At 68.9% G+C, this 17,666-nt stretch carries 16 protein-coding genes; 4 read left to right on the top strand and 12 right to left on the bottom strand.

The window, feature by feature from the left end; all coding sequences use genetic code 11:
• Nucleotides 1-92: 92 nt before the first annotated feature.
• Both pafA and ABT057_RS14815 read right to left on the bottom strand, forming a co-directional pair.
• Nucleotides 93-1,454: a Pup--protein ligase gene (gene pafA / locus ABT057_RS14820; RefSeq protein ID WP_007380857.1), complete on the bottom strand. Its 1,362-nt coding sequence runs from the start codon at nucleotides 1,452-1,454 to the stop codon at nucleotides 93-95.
• Between the two features lie 9 nt (nucleotides 1,455-1,463).
• On the bottom strand, nucleotides 1,464-2,723 hold the full coding sequence (locus ABT057_RS14815) for an MFS transporter (RefSeq protein WP_352343264.1): 1,260 nt from the start codon (nucleotides 2,721-2,723) through the stop codon (nucleotides 1,464-1,466).
• A 95-nt stretch (nucleotides 2,724-2,818) separates the two neighbouring features.
• Between ABT057_RS14815 and ABT057_RS14810 the strand changes: the two genes are divergently transcribed.
• Nucleotides 2,819-3,835, top strand: a complete 1,017-nt coding sequence (locus ABT057_RS14810) for a LacI family DNA-binding transcriptional regulator (protein WP_352343263.1) — start codon at nucleotides 2,819-2,821, stop codon at nucleotides 3,833-3,835.
• A 60-nt stretch (nucleotides 3,836-3,895) separates the two neighbouring features.
• On the opposite strand, the gene prcA is transcribed toward ABT057_RS14810, so the two are convergent.
• The 6 genes from prcA to arc all read right to left on the bottom strand — a co-directional run bounded on the left by prcA (nucleotide 3,896) and on the right by arc (nucleotide 10,074).
• Nucleotides 3,896-4,639: a proteasome subunit alpha gene (prcA, locus tag ABT057_RS14805; protein WP_352343262.1), complete on the bottom strand. Its 744-nt coding sequence runs from the start codon at nucleotides 4,637-4,639 to the stop codon at nucleotides 3,896-3,898.
• A 62-nt stretch (nucleotides 4,640-4,701) separates the two neighbouring features.
• Nucleotides 4,702-5,547: a proteasome subunit beta gene (gene prcB / locus ABT057_RS14800; RefSeq protein ID WP_352343261.1), complete on the bottom strand. Its 846-nt coding sequence runs from the start codon at nucleotides 5,545-5,547 to the stop codon at nucleotides 4,702-4,704.
• Nucleotides 5,499-6,110 carry an endonuclease VII domain-containing protein gene (locus ABT057_RS14795; RefSeq protein WP_352343259.1) on the bottom strand — a complete coding sequence of 204 codons (612 nt, stop codon included), beginning with the start codon at nucleotides 6,108-6,110 and terminating at the stop codon, nucleotides 5,499-5,501. Before ABT057_RS14795 ends, prcB begins: the two co-directional genes overlap by 49 nt.
• 43 nt (nucleotides 6,111-6,153) lie before the next feature.
• Nucleotides 6,154-6,372, bottom strand: coding sequence for a ubiquitin-like protein Pup (locus ABT057_RS14790; protein WP_188287069.1), 219 nt, complete (start codon nucleotides 6,370-6,372; stop codon nucleotides 6,154-6,156).
• Between the two features lie 189 nt (nucleotides 6,373-6,561).
• Entirely contained in the window at nucleotides 6,562-8,073 is a 1,512-nt protein-coding gene (gene dop / locus ABT057_RS14785) for a depupylase/deamidase Dop (protein ID WP_352343257.1), read from the bottom strand.
• A 234-nt stretch (nucleotides 8,074-8,307) separates the two neighbouring features.
• Entirely contained in the window at nucleotides 8,308-10,074 is a 1,767-nt protein-coding gene (gene arc, locus ABT057_RS14780) for a proteasome ATPase (RefSeq protein ID WP_352343256.1), read from the bottom strand.
• A 243-nt stretch (nucleotides 10,075-10,317) separates the two neighbouring features.
• Between arc and ABT057_RS14775 the strand changes: the two genes are divergently transcribed.
• Nucleotides 10,318-10,623, top strand: coding sequence for a ferredoxin (locus ABT057_RS14775; protein ID WP_352343254.1), 306 nt, complete (start codon nucleotides 10,318-10,320; stop codon nucleotides 10,621-10,623).
• Between the two features lie 58 nt (nucleotides 10,624-10,681).
• On the opposite strand, the gene ABT057_RS14770 is transcribed toward ABT057_RS14775, so the two are convergent.
• The 3 genes from ABT057_RS14770 to ABT057_RS14760 all read right to left on the bottom strand — a co-directional run bounded on the left by ABT057_RS14770 (nucleotide 10,682) and on the right by ABT057_RS14760 (nucleotide 14,074).
• Complete coding sequence (locus ABT057_RS14770; protein WP_352343253.1) at nucleotides 10,682-11,260, bottom strand: hypothetical protein; 579 nt, start codon at nucleotides 11,258-11,260, stop codon at nucleotides 10,682-10,684.
• 224 nt (nucleotides 11,261-11,484) lie between these two features.
• Nucleotides 11,485-12,387, bottom strand: coding sequence for a tRNA (adenine-N1)-methyltransferase (locus tag ABT057_RS14765; protein ID WP_352343252.1), 903 nt, complete (start codon nucleotides 12,385-12,387; stop codon nucleotides 11,485-11,487).
• A gap of 58 nt (nucleotides 12,388-12,445) precedes the next feature.
• The gene (locus ABT057_RS14760; RefSeq protein ID WP_352343250.1) at nucleotides 12,446-14,074 is read right to left on the bottom strand and encodes a site-2 protease family protein; all 1,629 of its coding nucleotides are present in this window, start codon (nucleotides 14,072-14,074) and stop codon (nucleotides 12,446-12,448) included.
• A 155-nt stretch (nucleotides 14,075-14,229) separates the two neighbouring features.
• On the opposite strand from ABT057_RS14760, the gene ABT057_RS14755 reads away from it, so the two are divergent.
• The gene (locus ABT057_RS14755) at nucleotides 14,230-15,288 is read left to right on the top strand and encodes a RecB family exonuclease (protein ID WP_352343249.1); all 1,059 of its coding nucleotides are present in this window, start codon (nucleotides 14,230-14,232) and stop codon (nucleotides 15,286-15,288) included.
• Nucleotides 15,289-15,302: 14 nt separating this feature from the next.
• A complete protein-coding gene (locus ABT057_RS14750; protein ID WP_093774523.1) occupies nucleotides 15,303-15,974 on the top strand; it encodes a response regulator in 672 nt (223 codons plus the stop codon).
• A gap of 82 nt (nucleotides 15,975-16,056) precedes the next feature.
• On the opposite strand, the gene ABT057_RS14745 is transcribed toward ABT057_RS14750, so the two are convergent.
• Nucleotides 16,057-17,664, bottom strand: coding sequence for an ABC transporter substrate-binding protein (locus ABT057_RS14745; protein ID WP_352343248.1), 1,608 nt, complete (start codon nucleotides 17,662-17,664; stop codon nucleotides 16,057-16,059).
• Nucleotides 17,665-17,666 lie beyond the last annotated feature (2 nt).

Here is a 17,666-nt window from a genome sequence, read left to right as displayed (position 1 = left end):
CGTGCGCGCAACTCTACGGCGTGAGAAGGGCGCCGTACGGAAAACGTACGGCGCCCGTGTGGCGTTCCGGAGGTGCTTTCCGGACGCAATGCTCACATTCCGGCGATCAGCTTCTCCACCCGGTCGTCCACCGACCGGAACGGGTCCTTGCACAACACCGTGCGCTGCGCCTGGTCGTTGAGCTTCAGATGCACCCAGTCCACCGTGAAGTCCCGACGCTGCTCCTGCGCCCGCCGGATGAAGTCACCGCGCAGGCGCGCCCTCGTGGTCTGCGGCGGAACCGACTTGCCCTCGAAGATCTTCAAGTCGTTGCAGATCCGCGCCGCTTGCCCCTTCCGCTCCAGCAGGTAGTACAGCCCACGACGACGGTGGATGTCGTGATACGCGAGGTCTATCTGCGCCACCCGCGGATGCGACATCGTCATGTTGTGCTTGGCCCGGTACCGCTCGATGAGCTTGTACTTCATCACCCAGTCGATCTCGGTGCCGATCCGGTCCAGATCCTCCGCCTCGATCGCGTCCAGCGTGCGGCCCCACAGCTCCAGGACCTGGTCCACGGTGCCGGTGCGGATACCACGCCGCTCGACGAAGTCCACCGCCTTGTCGTAGTACTCGCGCTGCACCTCCAGCGCCGAGGCCTCCCGGCCACTCGCCAGCCGCACCTTGCGCCGGCCCGTGATGTCATGACTGACCTCACGGATCGCCCGGATCGGGTTCTCCAGCGTCAGGTCGCGCATCACCGTGCCCGCCTCGATCATGCGCAGCACCAGGTCGGTCGCTCCGACCTTCAGCAGCATGGTCGTCTCGGACATGTTCGAGTCACCGACGATGACGTGCAGCCGGCGGTAGCGCTCCGCGTCCGCGTGCGGCTCGTCGCGGGTGTTGATGATGGGCCGGGAACGCGTCGTCGCCGACGAGACGCCCTCCCAGATGTGCTCCGCCCGCTGGCTGACGCAGTAGACGGCCCCACGGGGCGTCTGCAGCACCTTCCCGGCGCCGCACAGCAGCTGCCGGGTCACCAGGAACGGAATCAGGATGTCCGCGAGCCGGGAGAACTCCCCGTGCCGGGCCACCAGGTAGTTCTCGTGGCAACCATATGAGTTGCCCGCCGAGTCGGTGTTGTTCTTGAAGAGGTAGACGTCGCCCGCGATTCCTTCCTCGTGCAGGCGTCGTTCCGCGTCCACCAGGAGTCCTTCGAGAATGCGCTCGCCGGCCTTGTCGTGGGTGACCAACTCGGTCACGTTGTCACATTCCGGTGTGGCGTATTCCGGATGTGATCCCACGTCGAGATACAGGCGGGCGCCGTTCCGCAGAAAGACATTGCTGCTACGGCCCCATGACACGACACGGCGGAAGAGGTACCGCGCCACCTCGTCAGGCGACAGGCGGCGCTGTCCCCTGAACGTGCACGTGACGCCGTACTCGTTCTCCAGCCCGAAAATGCGGCGGTCCATGACTGAACATTACGCCCGATCCCCTGAACTGAAACGGGGTTCGGCAGCACGGTTTGGATCATTTTCCGATGAAGCCGCAACAACCGCGCTTCCCCCGGGAGCCGCCAGTACCCGCCCCGTGACCAGCAAAACCACCAAGGACACGGCACCCGCGGCACCCGGAACCGCGTACCCCCACAGGGCACCACCCGCCTGGACCACAGGCCCCGCGAGACCGGTCCCGACCGACATGCCCACCGTGAACATCGTCACCAGCCAGGAGAACGCCTCGGTGACCGTGCCACGCGGCGCGTGCCGGTCGACGATGACGAACGCACACGCGAGAGCGGGCGCGAGGAACACCCCCGCAAGCGCCGTCAGCGCCACCATCGCGACCACACCCGGCATCAGCATCAGCGGCAGATAACAGACCGCCAGAAACGCCACCAGCACCCGCAGTCTCCGCTCCGGCACCCCCTCCCACCGCCGAGCGCCGTACACCGCACCACCGACCAGCGCCCCCAGCCCCAGAGCCGCGTTCAGCCAGCCGTACACCACGTCACCACCGTGATCGTCCGCGTACGGCACGGAGGCCACCGTGATGGACCCGAGCGCGACACCCACGAACAGGAAGGCACCGAGGAGCACCAGCAGACCGGGCGAGCGCAGCGCGCCGAGCCAGTGCGCCTCGCGCGGAGCGGAACGCCACCCGCGCGAGGGGGGCGACACGACCACCGAGAGCGCCCCGAGCACCCCGACCGCGTTCAGGACGAGCAGCGCGGCCTGCGCGGACCACAGCGACATGCACAGGGTCACCAGCAGCGGCCCCACCGTGAACATCACCTCCTGCGCGACGGCATCCATGGCGTACGCCGTGTGCACCTGGTCCTCGCGGCGCAGGACACTCGGCCACAGCGCACGCAGGCCGCCCTCCAGCGGCGGCGTGAAGAGCCCGGCGGCCGCCACGGCGGCATGGGCGACCGGGAGCGCGCCGGTGCCGGCGACGGCGAAGACGGCCATCGCGAGAGCCGAGGCGAGCGCGGCGGGCAACTGGACGCGCGGCTGGCCGTACAGGTCCACCAGCCGGCCCAGCAGGGGCTGACCCACCGCGTTGGCGATGCCGTACACGGCCGCCAGCGCCCCCGCGAGGCTGTAGGTGCCGCCCTCGGCCCGCACGAACAGCACGATCGCGATGGCGGCGGTCGCACACGGCAGCCGCCCCACGAGCGTGCCGGCCAGCAGCCTGGCGGCATGCCTCGCCCTGAGGATCTCCAGGTATCCCGCGGCCATCGCTCGCCCTTCCGGCTGAGGTTTTACGTATAACGTCGTTCGTCATACGTACCATGTGCGCTGTTCACGAGTCCAGACGAAGGAGCAGGCGGACGGTGGCACCAGACAGCACCCGCCCCACGAGCCGAGACGTCGCCCAGGCCGCCGGCGTCTCCCAGGCCGCCGTCTCCCTCGTCCTCGGCGACAAATGGCGCGGCCGCGTCTCGGAGACCACCGCCGAACGCGTACGCCAAGCCGCCCGCACCCTCGACTACCGGCCCAACCTCGCCGCCCGCAACCTCCGCCTCGGCCGCACCCGCACCGTCCTCCTCGTCGTCCCCGCCCTCACCACCGAATTCTTCGCAGGCGTCTACACCGGAGCGGCCCGCGTCGCCGCCGACCACGGCTTCGGCGTCGTCCTCTACCCCTCCCCCCAGGGCGTCGGCCCGGCCCGCGACCCCTTCGCCTCCGCCCAGGCCGCCCTCGACGGCGTCATCGCCTCCTCCATGGCCGCCGACGCCCTCACCGCCATCCGCGGCGACCAGCTCCCCCTCGTCATGCTCGACAGCGACCCCTCCGGCAGCCTCGGCGCCGCCACCGTCAACCTCGACATCACCGACGGCGTACGCCAGGTCGCCGACCATCTGCTCGGCCTCGGCCACCGCGACTTCCTCCACCTCGCGGCGGACGTACCGTCGTGGACCTTCGAGGTACGCGCGCGTGAACTGGCCACACGGCTCTCAGCGGCCCCCGGAACGTCCCTACGGACCACACGCGCCCCCATCTCCATCGAGGGCGCCCTGACCGCCGCGGAAGCCGCCCTCAGCGCCCCCCGCCCCCACCCCACAGCCATCGTCTGCGACGACGACAAACTCGCCGCCGGCGCCTACAAGGCCCTCCGCCGCCTCGGCCTGCGCATCCCCGACGACGTCTCCGTCACCGGCCTCGACGACCTCGCCCTCGCCACCGCCCTCGACCCCGAACTCACCACCGTCCGCCTCGACGCCGAGCTCTTCGGCGAACGCGGCATGCAAGCCCTCCTCGCCGTCCTGGAAGGCCGGACACCGGACGCCGGAGACATCCCCGTCCAACTCGTCACACGCGGCTCCACGGCCCCGCCGAACGCCTCCTGAGACGCCCTGTGCCCCGGCCGAGACACCGGCCGGGGCACAGAAAGGATCGGACAGACGGTTCTACTCGTCCTCGTCCTCGGAACTCTCCGCCTCCGTGGACGCACCATCGGCCTCGAGCAACCGCGCCAGCTGACGCCCCACGATCCGCTTGAACTTCCGCTGCTGCGGCCGCGTACGGTCCAGCACCGCGACCTCGAGCCGCTCCGCCGGAATCTCCCGCTGCGAACCGTTCGACTCACGCGACAACGCCTGCACGGCCAGACTGAGCGCCTCGGCCAACGTCATCCCGTCCTGATGCCGCTGATCCAGATAGTTGCTGATCAGCTCCGCATTGCCACCCACCGCGACCGAACCGTGCTCGTCCACGATCGACCCGTCGTGCGGCAGCCGATAGATCTGGTCACCGTCCGGAGTCGCACCGACCTCCGCCACCACCAATTCCACCTCGTACGGCTTCTCACCGGCCGAGGAGAAGATCGTGCCCAGCGTCTGGGCATACACGTTGGCCAGACCACGCGCGGTCACATCATCACGGTCATAGGTGTAACCACGCAGATCCGCGTACCGCACACCACCGATCCGCAGATTCTCGTACTCGTTGTACTTACCGGCGGCCGCGAAACCGATCCGGTCATAGATCTCGCTGAACTTGTGCAGCGCACGGGACGGATTCTCACCGACGAACACGATGCCGTCGGCATACTGCAGCACGACCAGGCTGCGGCCACGCGCGATGCCCTTGCGCGCGTACTCCGCACGGTCGGCCATCGCCTGCTGGGGTGAGACATAGAACGGCGTCGACACCGGTTATCCGTCCCTTTCTGTCGAAGTCACTGGATCACCTGGGATAAGACGGGGCCCGCCGGCTACAGCAGAGCGGCCCGCGGGCCGTCCGGCTGCTCGAGGCGGCGCTCGAGGATGGAGCGGGCGATCTCGGACGACTCCTCGTCCGTCAGCCTGCGGAAACCGTCCTCGGTGATCACCGTGACGATCGGATAGATCCGGCGCGCGACATCCGGACCACCCGTCGCCGAGTCGTCGTCAGCCGCGTCGTACAGGGCCTGCACCACGAGCGTCGTCGCCTCGTCCTCGGACAGGTCGTCACGGAACAGCTTCTTCATCGCCCCACGCGCGAAGATCGAGCCGGAGCCGGTCGCGGCGAAGTGGTGCTCCTCGGAACGGCCGCCGGTCACGTCGTACGAGAAGATCCGGCCCCTGTCACGGTCCACGTCGAACCCGGCGAAGAGCGGGACGACGGCCAGCCCCTGCATCGCCATGCCGAGGTTGCTGCGAATCATCGTCGACAGACGGTTCGCCTTGCCCTCCAGCGAGAGCTGCGCCCCCTCGACCTTCTCGAAGTGCTCCAGCTCCAGCTGGAACAGCTTCACCATCTCGACGGCGAGACCCGCGGTGCCGGCGATGCCGACGGCCGAGTACTCGTCCGCCGGGAACACCTTCTCGATGTCCCGCTGCGCGATGACGTTGCCCATCGTGGCCCGTCGGTCACCCGCGAGCACCACGCCTCCCGGGAACGTGACGGCCACGATCGTCGTCCCGTGCGGCGCCTCGATCACACCCTGCGTGGGCGGCAGCCGCCGCTTGCCGGGCAGCATCTCCGGCTGGTGCTCGGACAGGAAGTCCATGAAGGACGAGGACCCAGGCGTCAGGAAGGCAGCTGGTAGACGCCCGGTGCTACGAGTGTTGGCTTCCACGCGTTTCCTTCCACGTATGCAGCAGCCCGCCTTATGGCATCGGGCCGATCTTTGAACTGCCCCAGTGCAGCGTTGCAGCTGAAGCACAGTACGCCTCGGACCCTACCCGTCTTGTGGCAGTGATCCACATGTGCAGCCGGAGCTGACAAACATATGCAGCAGAGGCCGCGTTGGGAGGCGATCAACTCGTCGCGCTCGGCTTCGGTGATGCCGTATTGGCGCTTCGGATGGTCCTGCCGCCCGCGCTCGGCCCGGCATGCATTGCAGCGCGTCGACAGCCCGTCCGATGCGGTCGCGTTGCGATGCCATTCACCGTGAGGCTTGACCTCGCCGCACGCCCTGCAGAGCTTGTGGCCGACCGGCACATCCGCCTTCTCCCGGACCGGCTTGCCCAGGGCCTCCCGGCGGCGCCGGTAGTGCGCGGCACTGTACTCCGCCACGCACTTCCGGCAGTCCACCTGAAGGCCGTCACGCCGGTTCTTGTCCCGCGCGAAAGCGGCGACAGGCAGGTCTCGCTTGCATTTCCGGCACCGCTTCGCGTCCGGTTCGCCAGCCAGCTCCATCCCCCACCACCTTCAATTCAAAGGGGAAGGCGAGAGATCACCTTCACTGTCCGCCTTTTTGCACGAAGGAGCGCACGAAATCCTCGGCGTTCTCCTCGAGTACGTCATCGATCTCGTCCAGGACGGAGTCCACGTCGTCGCTCAGCTTCTCGTGGCGCTCCTTGAGGTCCTCGGAGCCCTGCGCCTCCGCGGTCTGCTCCTCGACTTCCTCCGTGGAGCGCGTCGCCTTCTGCTGGCCGCCGCCGGTGTCCTTGGTCGCCATTACCTTCACCCCGCTCAGTTCGCCCGACATGGTCGACAGGTCGGCATTCCTGCCGATCGGTGGTGATCAGACCCTACAAGGCGGGTCCGACATCGGCCCCGTAGTTGTTCCAACGTACGAGAGCCATCTCGATGATTCCCGGGCGGCGGGGTTTCCACCCTGCCCGCCCGGTGTGGTCCTCAGGGCGTTTCAGCCGCCCGACAGCACCCTGACCAGGTCTTCTGCCGTGCGGCAGCGGTCCAGGAGCTCCTTGACGTGATTTCGCGTTCCGCGAAGGGGTTCGAGGGTTGGGACGCGCTGGAGCGAGTCCCTGCCCGGGAGGTCGAAGATCACCGAGTCCCAGGAGGCGGCGGCGACGTCGTCGGCGTACTGCTCGAGGCAGCGGCCGCGGAAGTACGCGCGCGTGTCCTCCGGCGGCGTCGTCTTCGCCCGCTCCACCTCCGGCTCGTCCAGGAGCCGCTTGATGCGGCCGCGGGCCGCGAGGCGGTTGTAGAGGCCCTTCTCGGGCCGTACGTCGGCGTACTGGAGGTCGACGAGGTGCAGGCGCGCCGCGTCCCAGTCGAGGTCGTCACGGCGGCGGTAGCCCTCCATGAGTTCGCGCTTGGCGACCCAGTCGAGTTCGCCGGCGAGGCTCATGGGGTCGTTCTCGAGGCGGGTGAGGGTGTCCTCCCAGCGGCTGAGGACGTCCTTGGTCTGGTCGTCGGCGTCGGCGCCGAAGCGCTCCTCCACGTATTTGCGCGAGAGCTCGTAGTACTCCATCTGCAATTGGACCGCGGTGAGTGTGCGGCCGCTGCGGAGGGTGACGAGGCGCTGGAGGCTCGGGTCGTGGGAGACCTGGTGGAGGGTGCGTACGGGCTGGTCGACGGCGAGGTCGACGGCGATGAAACCGTCCTCGATCATGGACAGCACCAGCGCCGTGGTGCCCAGTTTCAGGTACGTCGAGATCTCGGAGAGGTTGGCGTCGCCGATGATCACGTGGAGGCGGCGGTATTTCTCCGCGTCGGCGTGGGGTTCGTCCCTGGTGTTGATGATGGGGCGTTTCAGCGTCGTCTCGAGGCCGACCTCGACTTCGAAGTAGTCGGCGCGCTGGCTGAGCTGGAAGCCGTGTTCGTGGCCGTCCTGGCCGATGCCGACGCGGCCGGCGCCGGCGAAGACCTGGCGGGAGACGAAGAAGGGGGTGAGGTGGCGCACGATGTCGGAGAAGGCGGTTTCCCGCTTCATGAGGTAGTTCTCGTGCGTGCCGTAGGAGGCGCCCTTGTTGTCGGTGTTGTTCTTGTAGAGGTGGATGGGCTGGGCGCCGGGGAGCTGGGCCGCGCGTTCGGCGGCTTCGGCCATGATCCGTTCGCCGGCCTTGTCCCAGAGGACGGCGTCCCGGGGGTTGGTGACCTCGGGGGCGCTGTATTCGGGGTGGGCGTGGTCGACGTAGAGGCGGGCTCCGTTGGTGAGGATCACGTTGGCGAGGCCGATGTCCTCGTCGGTGAGCTGGCTGGAGTCGGCGGCCTCGCGGGCGAGGTCGAAGCCTCGCGCGTCCCGCAGCGGGTTCTCCTCCTCGAAGTCCCAGCGGGCCCGGCGGGCCCGGTGCATCGCCGCCGCGTAGGCGTTGACGATCTGGGATGAGGTGAGCATGGCATTGGCGTTGGGGTGGCCGGGGACGGAGATGCCGTACTCCGTCTCGATGCCCATTACTCGCCGTACGGTCATGCGGCCCTCCTTGCCCGGCGGCGCCCTCGGTCGTGGGCGCCGCTCAGATACCGGTGGTGCTCCGGTGCGGGTGCGGTGCCCGTCCTCTCCGCACTGCGCAAGCCGGTACGGAAGAGCCTAGAACGCCTCTGCGCTGGTGGGGAGATCATTTGCGTCATTGCCTTGCTCCAGCCGTGGCCTGGAAAACAGTCGGCTGCGGGTACCCGGTGAGGGCACCCGCAGCCGCCCCTGTTTTTACAGGTACTGTCCGGTGTTCGCCACCGTGTCGATGGAGCGTCCGGTGTCCGCGCCCTGCTTTCCGGTGATGAGGGTGCGGATGTAGACGATCCGTTCGCCCTTCTTTCCGGAGATGCGGGCCCAGTCGTCCGGGTTGGTGGTGTTGGGCAGGTCCTCGTTCTCCTTGAATTCGTCCACGCAGGCCTGGAGGAGGTGGGAAACGCGGAGACCCTTCTGGTTCTTTTCGAGGAAGTCCTTGATCGCCATTTTCTTGGCGCGGCCCACGATGTTCTCGATCATGGCGCCGGAGTTGAAGTCCTTGAAGTAGAGGACTTCCTTGTCGCCGTTGGCGTAGGTGACTTCCAGGAAGCGGTTCTCCTCGGATTCGGCGTACATGTGTTCCACTGCCGTCTGGATCATGCTCTGGGCGGTGGAGACCTTGTCGCCGCCGTGTTCGCCGAGGTCGTCGGGGTGCAGCGGGAGGCGTTCGGTGAGGTACTTGCCGAAGATGTCCTTGGCGGCTTCGGCGTCCGGGCGCTCGATCTTGATCTTCACGTCGAGGCGGCCGGGGCGCAGGATGGCGGGGTCGATCATGTCCTCGCGGTTGGAGGCGCCGATGACGACCACGTTCTGCAGGCCTTCGACGCCGTCGATCTCGGCGAGGAGCTGCGGGACGATGGTGTTCTCCACGTCCGAGCTGACGCCGGAGCCGCGGGTGCGGAAGAGGGATTCCATCTCGTCGAAGAAGACGATGACGGGGGTGCCCTCGCTGGCCTTCTCCCGTGCACGCTGGAAGACGAGGCGGATCTGCCGCTCGGTCTCGCCGACGTACTTGTTCAGGAGCTCGGGACCCTTGATGTTGAGGAAGAAGCTCTTGCCGGCGGCCACTCCGGTCACTTCGGCGACCTTCTTGGCCAGCGAGTTCGCGACGGCCTTGGCGATGAGCGTCTTGCCGCATCCGGGGGGTCCGTAGAGCAGGACACCCTTGGGCGGGCGCAGTTCGTGCTCCTTGAACAGGTCGGGGTAGAGGTACGGGAGCTCCACGGCGTCCCGGATGGCCTCGATCTGTCCGCCGAGGCCGCCGATCTGCTCGTAGCCGATGTCGGGGACCTCTTCGAGGACGAGTTCCTCGACCTCGCTCTTGGGGACGATCTCGTAGACGTAGCCGGAGCGGGGTTCGAGCAGGAGGGCGTCGCCGGGGCGGATGGTGACGTCCAGCAGCGGCTCGGCGAGCCTGACCACCCGTTCCTCGTCGGTGTGCCCGATGACCAGGGCGCGCTCGCCGTCCTCGAGGATCTCCTTGAGGGTGACGATGTCCCCGACCCGCTCGTACTCCATGGCCTCGACCACGTTGAGCGCTTCGTTGAGCATTACTTCCTGGCCGCGCCGCAGGTCGTCGAGTTCGACGCTGGGGCTGACGTTGACCCTGAGCTTTCGGCCGCCGGTGAAGATGTCGGCGGTGCCGTCCTCGTTGGCCACGAGGAAGACTCCGAAGCCTGCCGGGGGCTGTGCGAGCCGGTCGACCTCTTCCTTGAGGGCCACGATCTGGTCGCGGGCCTCACGGAGTGTGTTCGCGAGTCGCTCGTTCTGGGCGGACACGCCGGCCAGGTTGGTCTGCAGCTCGACGATCCGCTCTTCGAGAATCCTCGTGTGTCGCGGAGAGTCGGCGAGCTTGCGTCGCAGGACGGCGATCTCCTGCTCAAGGTAGGCAATCTGCCCGGACGGGTCGTCGGACCCTCGTCCCGGGCGGATGCCGCGGTTCATGTCGTCGTCGTGGGCTGCCACGGTCCTCACCTCCTCCAAGGGGAGCTGGACGCTTCCAGACCCTACCTGGGCGGGTGTCGATTGAAACCCCTAGATCACAAAGACGGTAGGGGTGTGTCCGATCTTCACCCTTGCGCTCTCCCTCACGCCAGGGGAATACCCACCGAACATGATTGGAAAGCGGACGGGGGTAGGGTCGAAGTGTTCAACACCCGTCAGAGCCTGCATCGTTCCCGTGCGGCTCGACACTAAACGGCAGGAGTCATGGGCGTGCAGATGGAGGCCGGTGTCGGCGGCGAGGCGCTGGAGGTCTGGATCGACCAGGATCTCTGTACCGGCGACGGTATCTGCGCGCAGTACGCGCCTGAGGTCTTCGAGCTGGACATCGACGGTCTGGCGTATGTGAAGAGTGCGCGGGACGAGCTGCTGCAGGCCAAGGGGGCGACTGCTCCGGTGCCGTTGCCGCTGTTGACGGACGTGGTGGACTCCGCGCGGGAGTGTCCCGGGGAGTGCATTCATGTACGGCGGGTTTCGGACATGGTCGAGGTGTACGGGCCCGACGCGGAGTGACCGGTCGGGCGCGTGCGGTGACCTTTGTCTGATTTCTCACAGGCCGGGTTGGCTTGTTTCAGACGCTGTGGGCGCCGGCGGGTGTCGAGCGGATGAACGTGTTGTCCTTCCACTGCCACTTGGCGCTGTCCTTGATGTCGGGGCAGCAACTGGGCACGTCCGCCGACGAGTAGCCGAGCAGGCTGGCGAGGACGGCGCCGTCGGTGACGGAGATGCTGGTGACGGTGGTGCGGGCCTTGGGGTCGACGAGGGTGGCGACCACGCGCGCGTGGGGGCTGTCGGCGGCCTGGGTGAGGACGTAGACGCCGTCGGGCGGGGTGCCCATGGGGGCGTCGCAGTGGACGACGGCGACTGTTTCGGGTCGGCCGTCGCCGTCGAGGTCGCCGCTGGCCTTTTTCTGGACACGGGCTTTGACGGGGCCGCACTGGAGGGGGAAGTCGACGCCGGTGGTGGCGGGGGCGGTCGCGGTGGCGGGCGCGGGCTGTTGGTGTTCGCCGGCGGCCTGGGCGGCCGTGGCCGGTCCGGGCTGGAAGAGCGAGGAGAGGGCCACGACGGCGGTCACGGCGGTGGCGGTGGCGACCCAGTGGATCGGCCGGGTGTGGGTGTGTGCCAGTTCCGGGACGGCGGATTGCTGCACTAGGAGCGTCTCCTGGGGTGGCTGTGCCGGGGGATGGCCAGCATCGTGCCACACGTCACAGGGCGGGGGAACGGCGGGGTGCGGGATCTCGGACGGGCTGGGGGCGTGTGTCCGTGTTCGTGCTTCGGTGGGCGGGTCTCAACGTGAGGGCGCCGTGGCCGAGTTCCGGGGGTGTCTCGGGAACTCGGGCACGGCGCCCTGTCGTTGAGGGGGTGCGGGCCGGGTCAGCGGCCGGCGGCTCCGTCGGCGTTGGGGCCCGCGTAGTCCTCGCCATAGGCGCCCTTGGCGGGGCGGCGGCGGCGCATGGGGGGCTCGACGCCGTCGGCGAGGCGGCGGGCGGTGAGCAGGAAGCCGGTGTGCCCGATCATGCGGTGGTCGGGGCGGACGGCGAGGCCTTCGATGTGCCAGTTGCGGATCATCGTCTCCCAGGCGGTCGGCTCGTTGAAGCAGCCGATCTCGCGGATGGACTCGACGGTCCGGGCGAGCTGGGTGGTGGTGGCGACGTAGCAGCAGAGGATGCCGCCGGGGACGAGCGCCTTGGAGACGGCCTCGAGGCACTCCCAGGGGGCGAGCATGTCGAGGATGACGCGGTCGACGTCGGTGTCGGACAGGTTGTCCTGGAGGTCGCCGACGGTGAGCTGCCAGGCGGGGTGGGGGTCGCCGAAGTAGCGTTCGACGTTCTGCCGGGCGATCTCGGCGAAGTCCTCGCGGCGCTCGTAGGAGTGCAGCATGCCCTGGTCGCCGATGGCGCGCAGCAGGAAGCTGCTGAGCGAGCCGGAGCCGACTCCGGCCTCGACGACGCGTGCGCCGGGGAAGATGTCGGCGAAGGCGAGGATCTGCCCCGCGTCCTTGGGGTAGACCACGGCGGCGCCGCGGGGCATGGACAGGACGTAGTCGGGGAGCAGGGGGCGCAGCGCGAGGTAGGCGACGTTCCCGGTGGTGCGGACCACGCTGCCCTCGGGTGCGCCGATCAGTTCGTCGTGCGGGAAGGAACCCTTGTGGGTGTGGAAGTTCTTTCCGGCTTCGAGCGTGAACGTGTAGTGGCGGCCCTTGGGGTCGGTCAGCTGAACCTGGTCCCCGACCTTGAAGGGCCCGCGCCTGCGGGCGGCACCGGTCGGTTCGGACATGTGAACAGCCTACCGGCGTTTGCGGGGGCCGCCGACCACCGGTTCGGGAGGGTGGCGCTCAGTTGGGGCGGGCCATGGCCTTGACGAAGGCGCGTTCGACGTCGGCGGCGGAGAGGACGCCGTAGATCTCGCCGGTTTCCTCGACGACGAGGTATTCGGTGGCGGGGGTGGCGCGCAGGACGTCGAGGAGGTCTTCGCCGGCGAGTTCGGCGGAGACGCGCATGCCGTCGGTGAGGTCCTGGGCGAGGCCGCTGACCGCGACCCAGGGGCGGCGGTGTTCGGGGACGCCGACGATGGCGGCTTCGCGGACGAGGGAGAGGGGTTCGCCGTGGGCGTCGACGACGACGAGGGCGCGGGCCCCGGCGTCGTTGGCGCGGCGCAGGGCCTCGGAGAGGGGGGTGTCGGTCTCGACGGGGACGGCGCGGCGGGTGAGGGTGCGGGCGCGTAGTTCGGGGAGGTGTTCGCGCAGGCGGGCCATGCGCAGGCTGTTGCCGGCTCCGGTCCAGATGATCGCGGCGAGGATGGCGGCGAGCAGGGCGTCGGTGACGGTGTCCATGCCGACGCTGTCCTCGGCGCTGGAGCCGAGGGCGCCGGACTGGGTGAGGAGGGGGAGGCCGATGAGGACGGAGACGGCGAGGGCGCGGCCGACCCAGGCGGCGGCGACGGTGCCGCTCATGGGCCTGCCGGTGATCTTCCAGACGACGGCGCGGAGCATGCGGCCGCCGTCGAGGGGGAGGCCGGGGAGGAGGTTGAAGACCGCGACGATGAGGTTGGAGATCATCAGGCCGGCCAGCAGGACGCCGGGGACCGTGCCGGGCTCGACGGGCTGCATGGCGACGTAGAAGACGCCGGCGAGGGCGAGGGAGAGGAGGGGGCCGACGAAGGCCAGCCAGAATTCGCGGCCGGGGGTCTCGGCCTCCTTCTCGATCTCGGAGACGCCGCCGAAGAACTGGAGCTGGATGCGGCGGACCGGGAGTTTGAAGCGGAGGGCGGCGACGGTGTGGGCGAGTTCGTGGATGAGGACGGAGGCGTAGAAGGCGACGGCGAAGAAGAGGGAGACGAGGTAGCGGGCGGCGCCGAGTTCGGGCAGGACGCGGTCGAGTTGTCCGCCGAACACCCAGGTGATCAGCGCGGCGACGAGGAACCAGCTGGGAGCCACGTAGACGGGTACGCCGAAGGGGCGTCCCATGAGGAGTCCGCCCCGCGGCTGCTCCGGGGGCCGCTGCGGTGGGGGTCCCTTGGTGAGGGCGGGGGTGGGTGTGGTGCGCTCGGTGGCGCTCGGCTCGTCGGTGCGCTGGTGGGCGTGGGCGTGGGCGCGGGGGTGGTGGGGCGTCGGCGTGGACTCGGCGGGTGTGGCGGGTGCGGGGGGCCGGTCCTCGGCGGGGTCGGGGCGCGGCTCGTCCGTGGCGGGGGGCTCGTCGGAGGTGGTCGGCCCGGGGGCCGGTCCGCTTCGGGCGTCGTCGGCCGGGGTGGCTTCGGGCGTTGTGCCGGTGGGGGCCGATGGTCCCCGGTCGGTGTCGGTCGCCTCCGGTGAGCTGGGCCGGGGCGCGTCGCCGTCGGCCGGTTCGGCAGGTGTGGGCTCGGACGGGGGTGTGCCGGTGGGCCGGGGCGCAGGTGTGGCGGGGTGCTCGGCCGACTCTTCGTTGTCCGGCCGCGGCCGCCGGCCGCTCCCGCCGCTTTCCACCACGATGTCCCCTCGTTCGCGTCGTCTCTCCCGCTCCTGCCGGGCGGAAGGGTCTCGGACCGATGGTATGCGGCCGTCGTGGTGCGGCCCGCCCCGGCACCCCCTGTGTTTCACCGGCTGGTGGGTGACTGTCAGTGGCGGGTCGTATGGTCTGGGGCATGGAGAGCAGCAGCGAGGGTGTCGGCCCGGTGGGCGACGAGGGTGGGGCCGTTGCGGAATCGGCCGGTGTCGGGGCGGGAGGGGTGCCCTCGGCGGCGGCGGAGAGCGCGACCATGGTCCCGGCGGCTCCCTCGGATCCGGCAGCCGGCTCGGCTCCTGCGGTGCAGGCCGGGACTTCCCCGGTCCCGGATCGGGTTCCCCGGGCTCCTTCAGCTCCCTCCTCCCTGTCGCCCTCCCGGGCCGGTGACTTCATGCAGTGTCCGCTGCTGTACCGGTTCCGGGTGATCGACCGGCTGCCGGAGAAGCCGAGTGCGGCGGCGACGAAGGGCACGTTGGTGCACGCGGTGCTCGAGCGGTTGTTCGATGCGCCGGCGGCGGAGCGGACCGCGCCGCGGGCGAAGTCGCTGATTCCGGGGCAGTGGGACCGGTTGCGGGAGTCGCGCCCGGAGGTGGTGGAGCTGTTCGCGGACGATCCGGACGGGGAGCGGCTGGCGGGGTGGATGGCGGAGGCCGAGCTGCTGGTGGAGCGCTGGTTCTCGCTGGAGGATCCGACGCGTCTGGAGCCCGCCGAGCGTGAGTTGTTCGTGGAGGCGGAGCTCGCGTCGGGGCTGCGGCTGCGCGGGATCATCGACCGGGTGGACGTGGCGCCCACGGGTGAGGTGCGGATCGTCGACTACAAGACGGGCAAGGCGCCCCGGCCGGAGTACGCGGAGAGCGCGCTGTTCCAGATGAAGTTCTACGCCCTGGTGGTGTGGCGGCTGAAGCAGGTCGTTCCGCGGCGGCTGCAGCTGGTCTATCTCGGCAGTGGGGATGTGCTGACCTACGATCCCGTCCTGGCCGACCTGGAGCGGGTTGAGCGCAAGCTGCTCGCGCTGTGGGAGGCGATCCGGCTGGCGACCGAGACGGGCGAGTGGCGGCCGCGGCCGACGAAATTGTGCGGCTGGTGTGATCATCAGGCGCATTGTCCGGAGTTCGGCGGTACTCCCCCGCCCTATCCGCTGCCGGTGAGGGCGGTCGAGTCCGGGGGCGGTGCGCAGGGCAGAATGGGGCTGGACTAGCGAAGGAGATCTACGTGGCCATCCGCGTCCTACTGGTCGACGACCAGCCGCTGCTGCGTACCGGCTTCCGGATGATCCTGGAGGCCGAGCAGGACATCGCGGTCGTCGGTGAGGCCGGAGACGGTCTTCAGGCCATCGACCAGGTGCGGGCGCTGCAGCCCGATGTGGTGCTCATGGACATCCGTATGCCCCGGATGGACGGGGTGGAGGCGACCCGTCAGATCACCGGGCCCGGGCGGGACGGCCCGGCTAAGGTGCTGGTGCTGACGACGTTCGATCTCGACGAGTACGTGGTGGAGGCGCTGAGGGCCGGGGCGAGCGGGTTCCTGCTGAAGGACGCGCCCGCGAACGAGCTGGTGCAGGCGATCCGGGTGGTGGCCGCGGGTGAGGCCATGCTCGCGCCGAGCATCACGCGCCGGCTGCTCGACAAGTACGCCACGCATCTGCCCTCGGGTGACGAGCCGGTGCCGGACACGCTGCACACTCTCACCGACCGGGAGGTGGAGGTGCTGAAGCTGGTGGCGCGGGGGCTGTCGAACGCGGAGATCGCCGCGGATCTGTTCGTCAGCGAGACGACGGTGAAGACGCATGTGGGGCATGTGCTGACCAAGCTGGGTCTGCGTGACCGGGTGCAGGCGGCGGTGTACGCGTACGAGAGCGGTCTGGTGCGCCCCGGCGCGCAGTAGACCCGTACGGCACGAAGGGCGCCCCTCGCCGAAGAGGGGCGCCCTTTGTCGTGTCGGCGCTCGGAGCGGGTGCCCGCGTGGGTCAGTTGCTCACGCCGCGGCCGAGCTCCCACAGCTGCAGGGAGGCGGAGGAGTTGAGCACGTACGCCGTACCGGTGATGTCGGTGCTGGCGGCGACGTACTGCTTGCCCTGCCACAGCGGCAGGAGCGGGACGTCGTCGGCGACGATGTCCTGGATCTCCGTCAGGGTCTTGCCGGCGGTGAGCCGGTCGGCCTCCCGGCGGGACTGCGGGATCAGGCTGTCGATGATCTTGTTGTTGATGTACGGCGAGTTGAGGGTGTTGTCCTTGTCGAGGAACGGGGCGACGAAGTTGTCCCCGTCGGGGAAGTCGGGGAACCAGCCCATGCCGTAGACGTCGTACTTGCCCTTGCGCTCCGCCGGGACGAACGTGTCCCACGGGTCGCCCTTGATGGTGACGTCGAACAGGCCGGTGTCGTTGAGCTGCTTGCGCAGCACCTCGAACTCCTGCTTGGTGGCCGAACCGTAGTGGTCGGTCGTGTAGTTGAGCGTCAGCTTCACCGGCGTGGTGATGTTCGCCCCGGTCAGCAGGGCCCTGGCCTTGGCGGTGCTCGGGTCGCTGTAGCGGTTGAAGAACGAGTTGGAGTGGCCGGTGACGCCGGCCGGGACCAGCGAGTAGAGGGCTTCGGCCTGGGAGCCGTAGACCTGCGACACCAGCTCGTTGCGGTCGACGACCTGGGCCATCGCCTCGCGCACGGCCTTGTTCTTCACGGCGGGAGCGTCGGTGTTGAAGGCGAGGTAGCGGATCTCGAGGCCCGCGAGTTCGACCATGTCGATGTCGCTGGAGGCGGAGGAGTCCGAGAGCTTGTCGATCTGCTCGGGCGACATGGTGCGGGTCATGAGGTCGATGTCGCCCTTTTGGAGGGCCTTGCCCATTTTGTCGGCGTCATCGTAGGACACCATGTCGACCTCGTCGTTGTTCACCGTCAGCGACCCCTTGTAGTTGGGGTTCTTGGTGAACACGGCCTTGGTGACGGTGTCGCCGTCGGTCTCGGTCTTCAGGGTGTACGGGCCGGAGCCGTCCACGTCGAAGCCGTCGCGCAGCTTGTCCTTCGCGTAGTCGTCGGGGTTGACGATGCCGGCGACCGGGGTCGACAGCTTGTAGGGGAAGGTGGCGTCGGCGGTCTTGAGGTGGAAGATGACTTCGTTGTCACCCTGCGTTTCGACGGTGTCGATGGTCGACAGCAGGGCGAAGACGCCGGAGTCGCCCTTGAGCGCGCGGGCGCGGTCGATGGAGTACTTGACGTCCTTGGCGGTGATCGCGTCGCCGCTGGAGAACTTCAGGTCGCCGCGGAGCTTGCAGGCGTAGCGCTCGTTGCCGCTGTCGGTGAAGCCGCAGCTCTGGGCCGCCTCCGGGACGGGGTCGCCCTCACCCTTGGGCACGATCATCAGGGTCTGCACGGTCTGGCGCAGGATGTTCCAGGTGCCGACGTCGTAGGCGTAGGCGGGGTCGAGCGGCGCGGGGACGTCCTTGGTGGCGGTGAACCGGTCGGTGGTACCCACGACGATGGCGTCGCCGCCGCCGCTCCCGCTGTCGGACCCGCCACAGGCGGCGAGTACGGGCGCGAGCAGACCGGCCACGGCCGGCAGCACCAAAGTCTTGCGGTTCATGC

Origin of the sequence: Streptomyces sp. NPDC002588 (assembly GCF_040295925.1) — a bacterium.
In the GTDB taxonomy this organism is placed as follows: Bacteria; Actinomycetota; Actinomycetes; order Streptomycetales; family Streptomycetaceae; genus Streptomyces.
The sequence above is the reverse complement of the archived record's forward strand: the minus strand, read 5'-3'. Positions and strand labels throughout refer to the sequence as shown.